Genomic DNA, 17883 nt, shown 5'->3' on the forward strand with positions numbered 1-17883 from the left:
GCGCTGGGGCGGGGTTGCTAAGGAGATTTCTCGAAAGTGGTACAAATACCAAAAAGGAGCGGTGCGACTTGCAGGAAAAAATCGACAGATGGGTCTAATGCAATGGAAACATCTCTTGGCGCGATGGTATTCTCAGTCAATTCTGAGGAGCTTGCGGAGTCGCGGGCAGTTGGATGACCGAGGTTGAGTTGCAGGGAGAGGTAACAATGGACAGCCAGAATTCCACGAGAGTATTCGATGGATCCCCTCGAGCGTCTAAGTTGATGGGGCGAATTGGTCTTATTCTGCTGTCGACAGATGAGGTCGGTGGTGACGCGTTCACATCTATCATTCCCAAGAATGAAATCTCGGTCTTTACAACGAGGACGGCGTACGACCATAGGGGGGGAGGGTTCTCGTTATCAACCTCGTTCGCTCAGGTTGCGGGCACCCTGCCGCCCGCGGGTCGCGTCGACGTTCTAGCCTTTAGCTGCACCAGTGGTACGGTCGCAATGGGCGCAAAAAGCCTGCTCTCGGAGCTAGCGAATGCAAGACCGGGCCTAAAATACACGTCACCCGCGGTTGCCGGACTCGCAGCGCTGCGCGATCTCAAAGCAAGACGAATAGCGCTCCTTACGCCATATCGACGTGAGGTGCACCGATCATTTCTTCCGTTTTTCAAGGAGAATGGATTCGACATCACCGCCGACGGTACCTTTGAGAAATCCACGGACGCCGACATCGGAGAGTTGTGCCGCGAGTCAATTTTTGAAGCTGCAACAGCGCTCGTTCGTTCGGCGTCGCCGGATGCGCTGTTCGTTTCGTGTACAGCCACCCCTGTCGTGCCGCATATCGCTGATCTGGAAAAAGAGATCGGCATACCAGTTGTTAGCAGCTCCCAGGCAATGGCTTGGGATGCACTTCGGCTCGTGGGCTATCGTCATTCGATCGATGGATTTGGTAGCCTATTGGCGTCGACGCGTTGACGATCGTCGGACAGAAAATGAAGATCTGGTCCAGCACAGGCGCCATCATCGGCCGCAACGGAGCCAAGAACCCAAGGTTCGAGATAACAGGCTGAAATTATTGCGGTGCCGAAAGGCGGTAAGCGCTTCTGCAATCAGATACCCGCGGACCTGTTGGAATGAGGCGACGTGAGATCGATGTCACGGCGGTTGTAGTTGCGTCGAACATCATCTACCTGCCTGGGTGCACCGCAAAGTCCGCTACATGCCATGGGGGCGACGATCGTTGAGGGTGATTCAACGGTGCCTCTTGATGCCTCCTTCGGTCAGACCGGTGACGGCCATGGGTGTAGCAGGCTTGATCACCATTGGCGGCTCGCTCATCGCCACCGGACGGTCGCCAAGCCAGTGTTTAGTGATCGAGGCGTCGGGCATGTAAACCGAACCTGTTTCGACATTGTAGCGGAAGGCACTTTTCCCGGCGTTCGTGCCGCGGGCTGTGAATCGGCGTTCAAATATTCAAACCGGGGGAGGGACGCCCGACAGGCAGTGCCGGCCGACAGTGCAGATCTGTTGCATTCAATTGGCTGCGGTAGCTGAAAGGACCTCCGCTAATGTGCGTATTAGAGGAAAAAGTTGCAGCATTACTGCGTTTTGACACGAGTAGTCGCTGTGTTGCGGCGAGCCGGGCTTGCTATTCAAGACCTGCGCGGCAACTCGGGTCTGGCGAGGGCGTCAATGGAAACGATTGCGAACAACTTGCTTTCTGTCGTTGAAAAGGACCCAGTCATCGCGGTGGGTCATGCCATGCATCGCGAGCCGGAGTTACCGAATAATGGGTGCACTCGGCCGCGGATCCGGGAATTCTGGGCAGATCCGATCTGGCGTCTACACGTCGACCTTAGAAGCATTCGACGTCCTGCTTGTTCGGACGGCAGGGTCAGCAATTCAATGCCGCTTGGAGTCGCTGAATTTGTGTCATCTTCGGCAGTCAATCTCTGCCGCAAAAGGATACCCAAATCGATCGTGAATGTCCCTCAATTGAGTGGCCTGCCGGCATCGAATTGCTCTCTGGCCTGGCTCCAAGCTGTACCGGGCGCGCCAGCGCAAAACGCAATAGAAGAACTCATCATCTCAGCCAAGGAGTAGAAATCATGACGATCCCAAAAGCCGCGCAGGTGTTTCCTCGTTCTGAATATCTTCGACGATTGTCCTCCGTCAAGTCGGAGATGGAGCGACGCGAGATTGAAGCGCTCGTGCTCACGGTCCCGGCCAACATCACCTACCTTTCGGGATACACTTCGAAGTCGGGATATGTGCCCCAAGGTCTGGTAGTCTCAATTGACGATGAAGAGCCGACCTTCATCACGCGCCTCATGGACGCACCGGCGGCACTTCATCAGATGTTTGTCGATCGAAGCCGTGTGATCGGCTACCCAGAAGCGCTCATCGCTAATCCTGACCGCGATGGATATGATGCAATAATCGATTTCCTCCTGGACAAGGGGATCGGCCGCAAAAATATCGGCCTTGAAACGAAGTTTCTGCCGGCTGTGACGGTGGAGAAGTTCAGATCGCGATTAGATGCGAAAGTCGTTGATTGCACCAACGCGGTCACCTGGATCCGGGGCGTGAAATCTGATCTGGAAATTGCGATGATGCGAGAAGCCGCCGCTATTTCCGATGCCGGGATGCTCAAAGCAAAGGAGGTAATCCGCCCGGGCGTGCGCGAAGCAGATGCGTCTGCGGAAATCATTGCGACGCTTGTGCGTGGCGCCAACGGCAGGCCTGGAACGGACCTCGCCGGCTTCTTTCTGTGCGCTACGCCCCGAACGTCCACATGTCACATTCGCTGGACCGAGGACGTCCTCCAAGAGGGCTCACAAATTAATCTCGAATTTTCCGGGGTGCGCCACGGCTATACGTCTCCATTGATGCGCACCATGTCCATCGGCAAGCCGTCAGATCAAGTACGTCGGTTGCACGAAGGAGAGGTGGCTGGCTTGGAAGCCGCACTCGATGCCGCCAAGACCGGCACGACCTGCAGCGATGTCGCCGCCGCTTTCAACGCCGCGCTCAAGAAGCATGGTTTCGTGAAGGAGTCGCGTTGTGGGTACGCTGTCGGGATTGATTGGACAGAACCGACGGCAAGCCTGAAGGAAGGCGACATGACCGTTCTGAAGCCAAACATGACGTTTCACCTTATGCTGGGAAACTGGATCGGTGAAGATGTTGGTTACGTCATCAGCGAAACGTTTCGGGTGACTGATGCCGGCGGCGAATCGTTCACGAAGCTGCCACGCGAACTCTTCGAGATTTCTGCGTAACGAAACTTGAACCGGAAGACCTGCAGGCATGGCAATGCCAAGCCTGCGGGATGTCCGGGGAGGTTTGAATGCTGCGCTTTGACACGTAACCGAGAGCAACAGTCTTTCTTATATGAGACAGTTGAGCGCAACAGGTCTTTTCGACACTGCTCTCCAAGCATGTCTCTAAAAGCGGCCAAGGGAATGTCCATCAAATCCCAGCGTGGCGTTCGCCGCCAGCTCGAACCCGAACGAGCAAACACGTCGATAGAAAAATGCCGTGGGCCCATCCCACAAGCTCAGTCTTCTGCCACACGCCTCATTGCAGAGGAATAAGGTGGCACCGACATCTATAGCACTTGCTGTTGTCACAGAGAACATGGTCATCGCTAAAGAGGCGCCTTCGATCCTTTAGCAGCGATCCTACCTTTTTGATCACGAGAACGAGATCGTTGCGCTGGCGGATAAGCCCTCGAAATGGGAGTCACATACATCTGCATGCCGAGATGCCCGCGACAGAACTCAGCTGCTCTTGATCATTCCTCTCACGAACGGCGTGGAAGCCGCGGCCTTGATGATCTCGTGCCTCAGCTCTTCGGCAAATAGTTGGGCAACTCGTGATGGAGGCCGAAAAGTTGAAGTCAGTAGCGCAATACGTTGAGGTACAACGGGTCGAAATTTGACGAGCACGCATCTATCATCACGAACGACTTGGCTCGGCCAGGGATCGATCAACGCTATGTACCCCCCGCAAGCAGCTGCTGCGAAGGCCACTGAAGAGCTATTAACCTCCAGTGCCACTTGCATCTTTATGCCCGCCGCCTCGAAGCATTCGCGAACGAGGTAGCTGGCTGGCGAGCCGATATATGTACCTATGAGAGGATGACCCTCCAGATCGCGCGGCGTGACATGGTCGTAAGTCTCGAAAAGGTGACCTCGATGGACTGCTGCAACAATCTCGCTTTCGCCGATTATCTCGACGTCTAGGTCGCGGTCCGCCACAGGCGCATGCAACAGCCCGAGATCCACCTGATGATGCGTCGCTGCCTTGATGACCTCGGCACGAGATACTGTTACGATCCTGACTTTGACGAGCGGGGCTTTGTTCTGCAGAGCCACCGCGGCCTGAACGACGATAGAACTTGCCAACGTCGGGATCGCAGCGATCGCTAACTGTCCGTCGCATCCAGATCGGAAATCATCAATGCGATCTTCGAAGACCTTTACGTGCGTAAAAAGGCGCGAGGTTTCCTCATAGAGGCGCACGGCGTCTTCTGTGGGAATCAGCCGGCGCCGCTCTCGCCCGAACAGTACCAAACCGACGTCCTGCTCCAACTCAATCAGTGATTTGCTGACTGCGGGCTGGGTCACTCCGAGCCTGTCTGCGGCAACTGTTACATTGCCCGTCTCGAACACAACCCTGAACACCTCGAGCAGTCTTAGGTTGAGCCGCCTCATTACCGACCGGTTATCTAGTTCGCAGAACTATTCATTAGACAGACTGTTTCCCGCGCGCAACCCTTGGGACGAACTTCAAAGAGGCGGAAGGACCTAAAATGCTGCTGTTCGAGAGATCGGAGTACTTGGCGCGTGTTGCTCGAGTGAAGAAAGAGATGGCGCAGCGCGGCATCGATCTTCTGCTCGTGGCTTCGCCGGCAAATCAGTTCTGGCTCACGGGTTACGACGGGTGGTCGTTCTATACGCCTCAGATGGTGGTGGTCAGCCAGCAGCAAGAAGAGCCGATCTGGATCGGCCGTGGCATGGATGCTGTCGGGGCGAAGTTTACCGCCTTTCTCGCTCCGAAGAACGTCGTTCCCTATCCGGACAAGTATGTCAGCTCATCCGAGCTTCACCCGATGCAGTTCGTCAGCGAGGAACTTCAGCGTCGTAGATGGGATCGCGGCAGGATCGGTGTCGAGACCGACGACTACTATTACACAGCCAAGTGGGACGCGATCCTTAAAAAGAATCTTCCGAATGGCGAATTCGTCGACGCGTTCCTGCTGGTCAATCGATGCCGGATGGTAAAGTCAAAACGCGAACTCGAGTACATGCGCCAGGCGGGTCGCATTGCTGCCGCAGCGCAGCAGGCAGCACTCGATGCAGCGCGTCCCGGAGTTCGCCAGTGCGACGTCATGGCCGAAGTGTACCGAGTGACGACGGCGGGACTGCCTGAGTTCGGTGGAACGTTCCCGTGCAAGCCGCCGAATGCGATGGTGGGTGAATATTGTTCCGCTCCGCACCTGTCGTGGACCGACGCACCGCTCGTTGAGAACGACCTTATCTATATCGAACTCGGCGGCGTCAGGCATCGTTATCACTCGCCTCTTTCGCGGTGCATCTATCTTGGCAAGCCGACAGAGCGCATGGCTTTCACGGCTAAGGTGATCGCGGAAGGCCTGAGCGCCGTGCTGGAAAGAGTGCGGCCAGGCGTTTTGTGTGAAGAGCTGGCTGCCGCGTGGAAAGCAGTAATCTCGCGATACGGCGTCGAGAAGGAAAGCCGAATTGGCTACCCGGTGGGCATTGGATACCCCCCGACCTGGGGCGAACTTACGGCCAGTATCCGCGCCGGAGATCGGACTGAACTTGAGCCAAACATGACCTTCCACTGCATTCCGGCGATCTGGACCGAAGACTACGGAGTGGTGATCTCAGAAACGTTCGCGGTGACGGAGCGAGGCGCCGACGTCTTTGCCGATTTTCCGCGCGAACTGCTGTGCAAAGCCTGAGGCTCGCAATGGAAAGCGATCTGCTGCGAGGCGGGCATAACGTCTACGGTCATCGGATCGGGATCCTGATGATCGAAGGCCGCTTTCCGCGGCCGCCCGGTGCGATCGGTAATGCATCATCATTCCCGTTCCCGGTGATGCACCACGTCGTAAAGGGGTTTTCAGGCAGCCGGACGGTACGCGATCTCCTCAGTCTTGATCCGGAAAGCAAGCAGTTCCGAGAGGCGATACAGCCCTGGATCGACGGTGCTCGTTGCCTCGAAGATCAGGGCTGCCAAGCCATTACGACGTCGTGCGGCTTCGCAGTCTTATTTCAGAATCATTTGCTCGAGGCAGTTAGCGTCCCGGTATTCGCGTCATCGCTCATGTTGGTCCCCTTCATTGCCGCTACCCTGAGAAGAGGGCGTCGCGTCGGTGTAATTACCGCCGATGCAGCCAGCCTGTCCTCACGCCATCTTCAAGAGGCAGCTATCCACCCCGCGCGGGTTCACATTGTGGGGATGGACGGTTGCCCGGAGTTCGCTGCAACCGCTTGGGACGACAAGACAACGCTGGACTTTGCTCGGATCAAGAGCGAGGTGGTTACGGTCGCCAAGCGACTGGTCGACCAAGCTCCCGATACAGGAGCTCTCCTCCTGGAATGCTCATTGCTCCCGCCCTACGCCGCAGCGATACAGGCCGAAATCTCCCTTCCGGTATTCGATTTCACGCATCTGGTGTCTCTCGTTCATCATGCGTGTGCGAGGACAACGTTTTCGGGCCTGCTCTGATGCTCAACCGTATCATATCGTGCCTCTATCCCGTCAGCACGCTCGCCGCCTTACTGCTGGTTTGGTACGCCGCTGTGAAGATCTTTCGGGTCCCACCGTATCTCCTGCCATTGCCTGGTGACGTGATCCAACGCATGCGGGAAGACTTCTGGTTCCTGCTTCATCATAGCTGGATCACCATCTACATCACGTTGGGCGGATTTCTGCTGTCGATTGCTTTTGGTGTTCCCCTCGCAATCGTCCTGGTCGCATCTCGGGTGCTTGAACGTGCGGTGATGCCATGGCTGATTCTGAGCCAGACGTTTCCGAAGGTCGCCTTGGCGCCGCTCATCGTGGTCTGGTTCGGCCTGGGGCTCGGCCCAAAGTTCGTGATTACGTTCCTGGTCGCTTTCTTCCCGATTCTGATCTCAACCATTGTTGGCCTGCGGAGCATCGAGCGTGAGATGCTTGAACTCGCGAGTTCTGTCCGCGCCAATACTCTCCAGATGTTCTTTCACTTTCGCCTCCCCGTAGCCCTGCCGAATATCTTCGCCGGCACGAAGGTTCCGATAGCGCTTTCTGTGGTCGGCGCCGTGATCGCCGAATGGGTAGGAGCCAATGTCGGTCTTGGTTACCTCTTGCTGCAGGCGAATGCAAATCTGGATACGACGCTGTTGTTCGCAGTTCTGATAGTGCTGCTGATCATCGGGGTGGTGTTCTACTACGCGGTCGAATTTGTCGAGCGGCTGGTCATACCCTGGCACAGCACAATACGTCTGCAGAACGTGACAGCGTGATCTTCCTCACGCAACCGACGCAGGAGTGGAGGCTATGAAGATCTCAAAGCGGACTATCGTACTCGGAGCGGCGGCATTCGCCCTCTCGGCTCCCTTTATTCGGCGGGCGAAAGCATCGACACCGATCAGCTTTAGACTCGATTGGGCAGTTTACGGGTCGCATGCGCCATTCTATTTGGCGCTGGAAGAGAAGATGTATGAGAAGGCTGGACTGGATGTCAGCATTGGCGAGGGCCAAGGCTCGGCCACAGTCGCCAAGATCGTAGGGCAGGGCAACGACCCGATCGGCTTCATCGATTTCACGAGCGCAATCAGGGCCATCGAACAGGGCATTCCGCTGGTTGCGATCGGACGGGTGATTTCGAACGCCATGTGCGTCATCAGTCATGCGGACGCGCCCATTCGCGCGCCCAAGGAGCTGGAGGGCAAGGTCGTTGCCTATGCACCCGCCGAGAGCACTGGACAGATGCTTCCCGCGCTGTTGCAGCGATCCAACGTCGATGCAGGCAAGATCAACGTGCTCAACCCAGCAACGGGCGCAAAGAATGCGGTCTTTCTGCAGGGGCGGGCCGATGCCATCCCGGCCAACGTGAATGTGCAAGTCGCACAACTCGAAGACCAGGGAGCCAAGCTCCACTATTTCCTGTTCAACGATTTCGGCGTCGAAATGATGAACAATGGACTCGTGGCCAATGCCAATTGGGTTCAGCAGAATCGCGATGCCGCCAAATCGTTCGTTCGTACCTCGCTGGACGCCTTCAGGGCATCTAAGGAGAACCCCGACAAGGCCGTCGACCTCCTCATCAAACGATTGCCACAACAGGCGCGCAACAGAAGCGTTCTACGCCGGCAACTCGAGTTGACGTTTCCCACTTTGGATACACGCAATACGAAGGGGAAGCCGCCTGGCTTCATGGCCGAGCAGGACTGGCGCGAGACGCAGGACTTGCTTTTGAAATATGGAAGCCTTCCCAAAGCAGTTCAACTGAACAAGCTCTATACGAATGAATTGCTCGAGGTCTGAGCGCGCCATGGCTCAACCGATTACAGTACACGGTGTCTCGAAAGCCTTCGGAGTCGGCAAGGGCAGCATTGAGGCTTTGCGGGACATCGACCTTGAAGTGAGCGCCGGCGAGTTCGTCGCCATCGTCGGCGCATCGGGGTGCGGAAAATCCACATTGCTGCGGCTCGTCGGCGGCCTGATGGAGCCGACGAACGGACAGGTCAGGATCGGCGGCAAAGTAGTCAGGGAGCCTGGTCCAGGCATCGGTATCGTGTTTCAGACCCCGGTACTTCTTCCATGGCGCACGGTACAGCAGAACGTTCAGCTACCTTTAGACATTCAACGTTGCGGCAAAGAGCCGAAGCGAATCGCGGAGTTGCTGGCGCTGGTCGGCCTCCGTGGCTTCGAACATAGCAGGCCTTACGAGCTGTCCGGTGGAATGCAACAGAGGGTGGCGCTCTGTCGAGCACTCGTCACCAATCCGTCGTTGCTCCTCATGGACGAGCCGTTCGGGGCCCTGGACGCACTGACGCGCGAGCAGATGAACCTCGAGCTCCAGCGGGTATGGATGGAGACAGGAAAAACCGTGCTTCTGATCACGCACAGCATTACGGAGTCTGTCATGCTGGCTGATCGGGTCGTTGTAATGTCGCCCCGCCCAGGACGGATCCAGGAAATCATAGAAATCGGGCTGCCGCGGCCGCGCGATTTCTCTTCGCTGCGCGACCCGGAATTCCATAGCGCGTGTGAGCGCATACGCATGTTGATGAATGCATCCGGATTTGTGGAGTAATCGACCGTGAACACAACCATTCAAGCCGAAACACTCAGATCGCATCGCCCCGTCGTCATGGGCGACCGCGGCATGGTCGTGGCCGGTCATCCCAAAGCGTCCGAAGCGGGAGCAGCGATTCTGCGCAGCGGCGGGAACGCGATGGACGCAGCGATTTCCGCCGCCGCAAGCTTGGCTATCGCTATCCCATTCATGAACGGTCTCGGGGGAGACGCGATTGCTCTTTACGGGAAGCCGAACGGTGATGTCACCGCGATCAACGGCTCCGGCGCGACGCCACGCGCGATGTCAGTCGGTACGCTGCGCAACCGCGGTCTGAACGCAATGCCGCGGCGCGGCCCTGTCCCAGTCACCGTACCGGGCGTAGTCGCAGCCTGGGGCGAGGCACTGGATCGGTTCGGTAGTCGCTCTCTTGCGGAAGTTCTGGAGCCGGCGATCGCGCTCGCTGAGCAGGGAGTTGCGCTGGACGTCTCGGCGGTGGAGTTCTTCAACGGAATCGAATACGCGACGCTTGCACAGGAATTTCCTGCCTTGAGAGACAAATTCGGTCCGGCCGGCGGGCGCCGCATCGGAGAGCGCTTGAAACAGCCCGAGGCCGCCGAGACCATGCGCATCATCGCAAAACGGGGCTGGAGATCGTTTTATTCGGGCGATCTTGCCCGGCAATGGCTTGCGCAAGCGCGAGACCAGGGTGTTCTGATCGATCTCGAAGATCTCGCTGCCCACCGAACCTCGTTCGACCGGCCATTGTCAACGATCTGGCGACAAAAACGAGTCCATGTGGCTCCACCCAATTCGCAAGGTCTTGCACTGCTCGCCATGCTGGCTCTGACCGAAGCTCAACCACCTGCGCCGCCTTCTGACAATTCCGATCCCCTGATTGATCCTGTGGCTTATTTGTCACGCAAATCCGTCGCGTTTGCGATGCGCGACACTTATTGTACCGATCAACGCAGAATTTGCCTCCCGCCTGACCTCCTCTCGTCCCGTCGTCTAAGTACGTTATCACTCGATTCCCAGCCCGCCATGAGCACGGCGGGTGGTGGTGATACATCAACATTGGTCGTCATCGACGCTGCCGGCTACGCAGTCTCCTGGGTTCAATCGCTATTCGAATCCTTCGGATCGGGCATCGTGTGTCCACGTCACGGCATCGTACTGCACAATCGCGCCATGCTCGAACGCCTGGATGATGATCCGGTCCGCGGTCTGCGTGGCGGATTTCGTCCTTTCCACACACTTTGCCCGGCGTTGCTGACCGGCGAGTCAGGCGTGGAGCTTGCGATAGCTACGCCGGGAGACCATGGGCAGCCGCAGTCACTGTTCCAGGTCATGAGACGCCACTTCGAGCTGGAAGTAGACATTCAATGCGCCATCGAGTGGCCTCGTCTACGGCACGATACCGGACGAGAAGTGATGCTCGAGAGCAGATGTCCCTTGAGCTGGGACGCTGCCCTGACGAAAGCCGGCTGGGCCGTGAAGAGAGTAGACGCCTGGTCCCGTCTCATGGGGGGAGTGAACGCGATCCGAAAGGAGGGATGCCTCCTTATGGGGGGCGCGGATCCCCGACGATCTTGCTATGCAATCGCCGAGTGACGACCATCCTGCTGAAATGAGTGGTCCGGGCCGGTACTGGCGAGGTGTACTGCCATCGGGCGGCGGCCGCCATGCTTGGCGCTTTTGCGTCGGGATAATTGAACCGGCCGGTGTAAAGCCAAGATTGAGCCTCTGAAGGAGGTGCTGTTTTCAAGGGCACCAGAGACCAGCAGCTCAGCCATCTTCGCAGAACGCGCCTATTCATTCTCTGGCGCCTGGATTTCTTTTGCATCCAACACATTCGACATTCCAAGCGCTGAAAAAGTTCAGGTTCTTGGACCATTCTATCGCGGAGCAAGAAATGACGATGCCGGTTGCAAAATACTTATGGTTAGCAGTATTTCTCTAGTTTGTCGCTCGTCTTTGCAGTTATCAGGCGTCGAAGCGCCCGTAGGACATTCAAGAGCTAATGGCGAGCTTCGAGTGAATTGCTTTGAGCGACCATTGCCGCTGCCCAGACGTCCTACTGCGAAAGGGATCTGCCACAGATGACCGCTCCTGCTCGAGCTAACCAGCACTTCGCGTCCCCGAAGCCAAAGCCGACATACTACGGGGCGCCTGTGGGCATTCTGATGTTCGAGCGTCCCCGCGACTCCTTTGACCGGCCATTCATTCCGGGAAGCGTCGGGAACGCCAGCACTTGGAGTGTCCCTGTGCGATACAAAACGATGCCCGGTCTCAACTTCAGCAGAATTCTTGGGCCTGAAGTTGGCGATGTAGCGGAGATCGTTGCGCGCGCCGCGGCCGAACTTGCAGACGAAGGTGCTCAATTGATCACGTCCAACTGCGGGTTCATGATTCGCTACCAAGAGGCGGTTCGACGTGCGGTCGATGTGCCGGTTCTCCTGTCCAGCCTGCTCCTCGGTCCTTTCCTCGAAAGGCTGCTGCCCCGGGGCAAGGCACTAGGCATCATCACCGCAAAAGCATCCTCTCTCTCTCCGGACTTGGTGGAGCTGGCAGGGCTGCGCACGAATTCTGAACGAGTTGTGGTTTCGGGACTCGAGGATGCTCCCGCTTTTGCTGCAGCCTGGTTGTCGTGCAACGGCGATCTGGATATGGCCGCGGTCGAGAGCGAAACAGTTGAGGCTGCGGTGACACTGCTTGAGACGCGCCCGGATATTGGGACGTTGCTCCTCGAATGCTCAGAGCTGCCGCCCTACTCAGCGGCGGTCCAACAGGCTACCGGCATTCCGGTCTTCGACTTTACCTCTATGGTGGAGTTCTTTATTCGTGGCTTGATACGTAGGCCTTTCACCGGCATAGGCTAAAGCGGGATGGAGTCAGAGGCAGCGGGTCGAAAGACGGCAGGGTTGAGCTTGGCCAGATGGGAGCCACAAGCCGAAAGGCGGTTTCGGGAGACCACGCAGCCTGGCTGTCCGTGCGGATCAGGGACGGCGATTTACGTGGTTTCGTTGCTGAGCTCGCCCGTCGCGGCCTGAAGCTCGACTACCACTCGGTGTGGGACCTCGGGCATGCCGAGAAGCTCAGCTTCAAAAAAAGCGTGGCGGCTGCGAACGCGATCGATCCGAGGTCGCGAGGCGACGAGCCCAGTGGACAAGTACCAGGATAGCGTCGAAGCTGAGCGGCGGGTCTTCACCGACGAGATCTGGACCAGGACTGATATGCCGCCCTTGCGGGGGCCTGCGCGGACATGGAGTTCACGCCAAGGCTCCTCATGCCGCTGGAAGAGCATGACCTTCCTGGCGGCCTTGCGCTATGACCGATCGATGCGCCACGGGTCATCGCAGGGCCGATCGATGGCGTGAGCTTTCGCACCTATGTCGAGAAGGTTCTCCCGCCCCGTCCTTCGACCCGGCGACATCGTCATCCTGGACAACCTCGGCAGCCACAGGAGCAAGGCAGTTCGCCACCTCATCCGCTCGGTCGGCGCCGGGCTCTTCTTCGTGCCAAAATACTCGCCCGATCTGAACCCGATTGAACAGGTCGTTGCCAAGCTCAAGCAACGCTCCGGGCGAACCGTCGACGCAGTCTGCGCCGCCATCGGCCGCGCGCTGGACACCTTCACCCCCGAAGAATGTGCCAACTACCTCAAAATTCAGGCTGTCGAACCTGACGCTACTTTGGCAGAATCTACTTGCGCTAGTTTTTTCAAGGATTTGTTTTCGGCAGTATGGGCAATGTTGAGAAAGCGGCCGAAGGAGGAGATCGACGATGGCGTGACGTACTGCGGGCATGGTCGGTTGAGGCGGAGACCCCTTTGATTATTTTTTCCGCGCCGCGTGTGCGAGGCGAACGGCGTTGCAGGAGGGCGTAAGCAATCATAATCATTAGGATGTGACGATGAAGAACCTTGCCATGATCGCCCTTCGAAGTGATGAGGTCCAAGCTCCTCCTTCTGCTGATGCGCCTGATCTCAAATCCATCGTGCCTTGATAGTGGCGGCCAATGTGCAGATCCGTCCACGCAGGTCGCCAACTTTCGGCGAGAGCGCCCCGCTCGATCCATTGCTCTTCCAGACGCAAAAGGGACGCCGGCGCAAAAAAAGTCCCTTTGCTCGGGCGATTATGCAGGATTGTTGCGAATTACCTCGATTCTTTGCAGAATCCCACCTTCGGGACCAAATACTTTCATTTCGAAATAACAAGAAAAGTCACCTGAAGGAGAGACAAGTGAACGCTGGAGAGGGAATGATGAGTTCTTCCATCAATCGCAGGCGCCTCGTGCAGGCGAGTTCGTCCGTCCTCATGCTGGGGACACTAAATTCTATCACCGGCCGCTCTTGGGCGGCCTCCAATGAGCTACGGGTATCCGTGGGCGGAGGTGAATGGGGAAAGGCGAACATCGAAGCGTATGTAAAACCATTTCAAGCTGAAACGGGAATCAAGGTGAATCCAATCACCGACGATTCGACGATAGCGCAGCTTGAACTGATGGTGACCACAAAAAACGTCACCCTCGACGTGATCAACCTGGGCGCGCCTTCGGTTGCCATCGCAGGCCCAAGAGGCCAGCTCGAACAGATTGATTACTCCATCTACAAAAAGGATGAGCTCGATGGCATCCTTGACTTCGCCAAAGAACCGTTCGCCGTCGGGTCGCTCATGTATGCGAACGTGATGGTCTACAACACGGAGAAGTTTCCCGCTGGCAAGCCGCGGCCCACGACTTGGGCCGAGTTCTGGGACGTGAAGAGGTTTCCTGGCGTCCGCGTGCTGCCGACCGGCCAGCGCGGCGTTGAGGGCCCTTGGGAGGAAGCTTTGATGGCGGACGGCGTTCCTTTGAATGCGGTCTATCCCATGGACATCGACCGCATTTTCAAGAGCTTGGACAAGATAAAGCCGCATACCCGCAAATGGTGGGGTGTGGGGTCCGAGATCCAGCAAATCATGCACGACAAGACAGCTGACCTTGTGAATGCCTTTGATGGCCGGGCTAGCCAGTTGATCAACCAGGGCGCGCCGCTCGAGATCAATCGAAATCAGGCGAAGCTGAGATGGGATTACTGGGCGATCCCGAAGGGTAGTCCGAATGCCGCGAACGCGCAAAAGTTCATTGAGTTCGCCACCCGTGCTGACCGCCAAGCCGTCTTCGCCCAGCTGATGAATTACGGCCCAACTAATCGTAATGCCTTCAAGCTGATCCCCGAGAAAGTAGCGCGCAAACTAGCCAGCCATCCCGACTACATGGCGATCAGCCTTCCCTGGAATGCGAAGTGGTACAGCGAGATCGGCGCCGGTGGCCTGACAAACGGCGAGCAGCTCCGTCAGCGCTGGAACGAGTGGGTTCTGCTCTGATATGACCATTATTCATGAGTGAGTAAGCCGGACAGCGCGCCAGGTTCCTCACATCGGGTGCGCCGGTCCGGCTAGATATACAATCGGACTACTTTGGAGCACAATTTGCTAACTGTGCGTGTCACAAGTCCACTCCCAGTTGCCGAGGATGAAGTGTTGGAGAAAAGCTTGATTCAGGCGACGCAAATTGAATTTCACCGCGTCACGAAGATGTACGGCCCCGTTGCCGCTGTCAGGGATCTTTCGCTGACGGTTCATCGCGGGGAGTTCTTGACCATTCTCGGTCCAAGCGGCTCAGGCAAGACGACGACATTGATGCTGCTCGCCGGCTTCGAGGCGCCAACGAAGGGGGATATTCTGATTGCCGGAAAATCCGTCGCCGCAGTGCCTTCATACCGGCGCGACCAAGGCATCGTCTTCCAGAGCTATGCGCTTTTTCCACACCTCACGGTGCGAAGAAATCTGGAATTTCCGCTGGAAATGCGCGGCATCAAGGCGACCGAGAGGACAGCGCGGGTCGATCGCATCCTCGAGCGTGTGCATCTCAGCGATTTCTGCGACCGCATGCCGTCGCAGCTAAGTGGTGGCCAGCAGCAGCGCGTTGCGCTTGCCCGCGCACTGATCGCCGATCCACCGGTCCTTCTGCTCGACGAGCCGCTCGGGGCGCTTGATCGCAATCTTCGCGAACAGATGCAGGTCGAGATCAAGAGCCTGCACAAGGATTTTGGCATCACCACCGTTTGCGTAACGCACGATCAGGAGGAGGCACTGACGCTGTCAGACCGGATCGTCGTCATGAGAGAAGGCCGGATCGAGCAGACGGACACACCGGAAGCGCTGTATGATCGACCAGCAAACCGTTTTGTGGCCAGTTTTCTCGGCGAAGCCAACATTCTCGAAAATCTTGGTTTTGACCGCGAACTCGTTGCAACTCAGCCGCCTGGCACGTTCGCCATGATCCGACCGGAACGTATCTGCGTGTTTCCTGCCGACAAAACCAAACGTGCCGATGCAGGCCAGCGCCAGTCCGTCACCGGCACGGTAGACGACATGATCTATGCTGGTCCTTTGCGCAAATACCGTGTGCGCGTTGGGAATAGTTTGCTCATGGTGCGCGAGCATGTTGCTTCGGGACAGGACATCTTCCGACCTGGCGACGAAGTTCGGCTCGAGTGGTTGAGCTCCGATATCCGCTTCGTTGCGGCGTGAGGCGCTGGGAGGTTCAAGGCACATGCAGACGCTTCAGAAACTCGGGCGAATGCCTATCGGGCTCACGGTACCAGCGCTTACGATCCTGCTAGTTGTTTTCGGTTTACCGATCGTTCTGCTCTTCCTGACCAGCGTTAATGCGCCGGCGTTATCACTCAGCAACTATCAAGCGTTTTTGCGCCAGCCGGCAAACGTGCGCGTACTATTCCAAACCATTCAGGTCAGCGTAGTAGCGACGGCCATTTGCTTGATCATCGGCTATCCCATGGCCTATCTGATTACGGCCGCTTCGAAGCGCGTGCGTATGGTTCTGCTCGTGCTCGTTATCATCCCCTATCTGACGAGTCTTTTGGTGCGCACCTATGCGTGGATAGTGATACTCGGCGACAGCGGATTGATTAACAACCTGCTGCTCAGCACAGGGTTGATCTCTAGCCCGCTGTCGCTCATCTACAGCCGAATGGCTGTCTATATCGGAATGGTCCATATAATGCTGCCGGTGATGATTCTGCCGTTGGTCAGCGTCATGATGGGCATCGATAAATCATTAGTGGCGGCTGCTCGCAGCATGGGCGCACCCCCTTTTGCCGCCTTCTGGCGTGTGTTCCTCCCGCTCAGCCTGCCCGGACTTCGCAGCGGCCTGTTGCTCGTCTTCGTGTTCTGCCTCGGCTTCTACATCACGCCTGCCGCCCTCGGCGGGCTACGCGACGCCATGCTATCGACCCTCATCGCTGCGCAAGTGGCAAGTTCCTTCAATATGGCGCAAACCGCAGCTTCGGCTTTTATCCTCCTCGGCATCGCCGCAGTGATGCTCTCTGTTCTTGGACTCGACCTTGCTGATACGAAGACCCACGGGACGCGGCTAGCGCGAAAATCCTGGCGCAGCGGTCTGCCTTCATTCCGTGCTTTGACACGGGATCTTAATGAGCTTGCGAGTCCATATCGGGCGAAGCGCTGGACGGCTAAGCTCTACCAAGCTGGCGGCAGCAGCGGCTTGTGGACGACCCTCGGTACGTTGTTCGTCCTGCTCGTCATGCTCTACTTGCTGTTTCCGAGCGTTGTAGTCATCATCATGTCGTTCAGTGGCGGGGAGTTCCTGGAATTCCCGCCTTCTACCCTCTCGCTGAAATGGTACAGTTCCTTCTTCGGTGATCCTTCCTGGACCGGCGCAGCCTGGATGAGCATCCAGATTGGAGTGGCGGTCGCTGTCCTGTCGACCATCGTCGGGACGCTCGCCGCATACGGACTTAACCGCACCTTTCCGCGGCTGCGCAGTTTTCTGACTTTGATCATACTCGCGCCGATCACTTTTCCTAGTATTGTTGTCGGCATTGCTGCTTATTTTGGGCTGCTCAATCTCGGACTGATCGGTACCAAGACGGGGATTATCCTGACCCACAGCATCGGCGCCATTGCTTATGTAGTGGTGATCGTTTCAGCTACGCTGGCCAATTTCGACCGTAGGCTCGAGCAGGCAGCGAAAAGCATGCGGGCTGGACCTCTCCAGACCTTCAGGAGGGTGACATTGCCGCTCATCCGACCCGGTGTCATGGGCGGAGCTCTATTTGCGTTTATCCACTCCTTTGATGAGGTCGTCAAAACATCGCTGGTCAGCGGATTCTCGGTTCGCACCCTGCCGCTGAAGATGTGGGAGAACATACGCAATCAGATCGATCCGACAATCGCGGCTGTGGCATCGCTGCTGATACTTTTGCCTTTGCTCTGGCTGCTTGTCCTGTACGTGACGGGCTGGCGGCCGAGGCCGCGAGCCCAAAACGTGCTTCCAGACGCCGTAAGCTGAGCCGTATGCCTGAGGAAACGTCGGAAGCAGCGGCCTGACCGGTAGGTAAGCAGCCAAGCCAGCCACTAGGACGAGCCATTTTCGGCGGGCGGGCGCGGTAATGCATATCGGCTCCTGATATGGCCGCCCCCTTCGAAGGGGACTGGCACAGTCGGTAGCCGAGGTTCACGGAGGGGAGCGCCGCTCGGTTGTATCTCAGCA

Annotated in this window: 13 protein-coding genes and 2 pseudogenes; 13 read left to right on the top strand and 2 right to left on the bottom strand. The window is 57.4% G+C overall.

Going from position 1 to position 17883, the window contains the following annotated elements:
* The first annotated feature begins 173 nt into the window (after positions 1-173).
* A complete protein-coding gene (locus IVA79_RS31055) occupies positions 174-965 on the top strand; it encodes a hypothetical protein (RefSeq protein WP_247560294.1) in 792 nt (263 codons plus the stop codon).
* A gap of 1133 nt (positions 966-2098) precedes the next feature.
* Positions 2099-3271, top strand: a complete 1173-nt coding sequence (locus IVA79_RS31060) for a Xaa-Pro peptidase family protein (protein ID WP_247560296.1) — start codon at positions 2099-2101, stop codon at positions 3269-3271.
* 501 nt (positions 3272-3772) lie between these two features.
* On the opposite strand, the gene IVA79_RS31065 is transcribed toward IVA79_RS31060, so the two are convergent.
* Complete coding sequence (locus tag IVA79_RS31065) at positions 3773-4708, bottom strand: LysR family transcriptional regulator (RefSeq protein WP_247560298.1); 936 nt, start codon at positions 4706-4708, stop codon at positions 3773-3775.
* 98 nt (positions 4709-4806) lie between these two features.
* Between IVA79_RS31065 and IVA79_RS31070 the strand changes: the two genes are divergently transcribed.
* The 8 genes and pseudogenes from IVA79_RS31070 to IVA79_RS31105 all read left to right on the top strand — a co-directional run.
* The gene (locus IVA79_RS31070; RefSeq protein ID WP_247560300.1) at positions 4807-5979 is read left to right on the top strand and encodes a Xaa-Pro peptidase family protein; all 1173 of its coding nucleotides are present in this window, start codon (positions 4807-4809) and stop codon (positions 5977-5979) included.
* Between the two features lie 8 nt (positions 5980-5987).
* Complete coding sequence (locus IVA79_RS31075; protein WP_247560302.1) at positions 5988-6749, top strand: aspartate/glutamate racemase family protein; 762 nt, start codon at positions 5988-5990, stop codon at positions 6747-6749.
* Positions 6749-7525, top strand: coding sequence for an ABC transporter permease (locus IVA79_RS31080; protein WP_247560304.1), 777 nt, complete (start codon positions 6749-6751; stop codon positions 7523-7525). The genes IVA79_RS31075 and IVA79_RS31080 overlap by 1 nt, the downstream gene beginning before the upstream one ends.
* A gap of 34 nt (positions 7526-7559) precedes the next feature.
* Positions 7560-8549, top strand: coding sequence for an ABC transporter substrate-binding protein (locus tag IVA79_RS31085; protein WP_247560306.1), 990 nt, complete (start codon positions 7560-7562; stop codon positions 8547-8549).
* A gap of 7 nt (positions 8550-8556) precedes the next feature.
* Positions 8557-9321 (top strand): ABC transporter ATP-binding protein, encoded by a 765-nt coding sequence (locus IVA79_RS31090; protein ID WP_247560308.1) that lies wholly within the window; start codon positions 8557-8559, stop codon positions 9319-9321.
* A gap of 6 nt (positions 9322-9327) precedes the next feature.
* Positions 9328-10917 (top strand): gamma-glutamyltransferase, encoded by a 1590-nt coding sequence (locus IVA79_RS31095; protein ID WP_247560310.1) that lies wholly within the window; start codon positions 9328-9330, stop codon positions 10915-10917.
* Positions 10918-11405: 488 nt separating this feature from the next.
* The gene (locus IVA79_RS31100; protein WP_256465671.1) at positions 11406-12185 is read left to right on the top strand and encodes a hypothetical protein; all 780 of its coding nucleotides are present in this window, start codon (positions 11406-11408) and stop codon (positions 12183-12185) included.
* Positions 12186-12316: 131 nt separating this feature from the next.
* A pseudogene (locus IVA79_RS31105) lies at positions 12317-12965 on the top strand (IS630 family transposase); the annotation flags it as partial.
* 61 nt (positions 12966-13026) lie between these two features.
* On the opposite strand, the pseudogene IVA79_RS31110 reads toward IVA79_RS31105, so the two are convergent.
* Positions 13027-13327 (bottom strand): annotated as a pseudogene (locus IVA79_RS31110) (IS701 family transposase); the annotation flags it as partial.
* A 241-nt stretch (positions 13328-13568) separates the two neighbouring features.
* Between IVA79_RS31110 and IVA79_RS31115 the strand changes: the two are divergent.
* The 3 genes from IVA79_RS31115 (at position 13569) to IVA79_RS31125 (ending at position 17682) form a co-directional block, all read left to right on the top strand.
* Positions 13569-14672 carry an ABC transporter substrate-binding protein gene (locus IVA79_RS31115; RefSeq protein WP_247560389.1) on the top strand — a complete coding sequence of 368 codons (1104 nt, stop codon included), beginning with the start codon at positions 13569-13571 and terminating at the stop codon, positions 14670-14672.
* A 168-nt stretch (positions 14673-14840) separates the two neighbouring features.
* Complete coding sequence (locus IVA79_RS31120; RefSeq protein WP_247560314.1) at positions 14841-15881, top strand: ABC transporter ATP-binding protein; 1041 nt, start codon at positions 14841-14843, stop codon at positions 15879-15881.
* A 22-nt stretch (positions 15882-15903) separates the two neighbouring features.
* Complete coding sequence (locus tag IVA79_RS31125) at positions 15904-17682, top strand: ABC transporter permease subunit (protein ID WP_247560317.1); 1779 nt, start codon at positions 15904-15906, stop codon at positions 17680-17682.
* Positions 17683-17883: the final 201 nt, after the last annotated feature.

The organism is Bradyrhizobium sp. 138 (genome assembly GCF_023074075.1).
Taxonomy (GTDB): Bacteria; Pseudomonadota; Alphaproteobacteria; order Rhizobiales; family Xanthobacteraceae; genus Bradyrhizobium.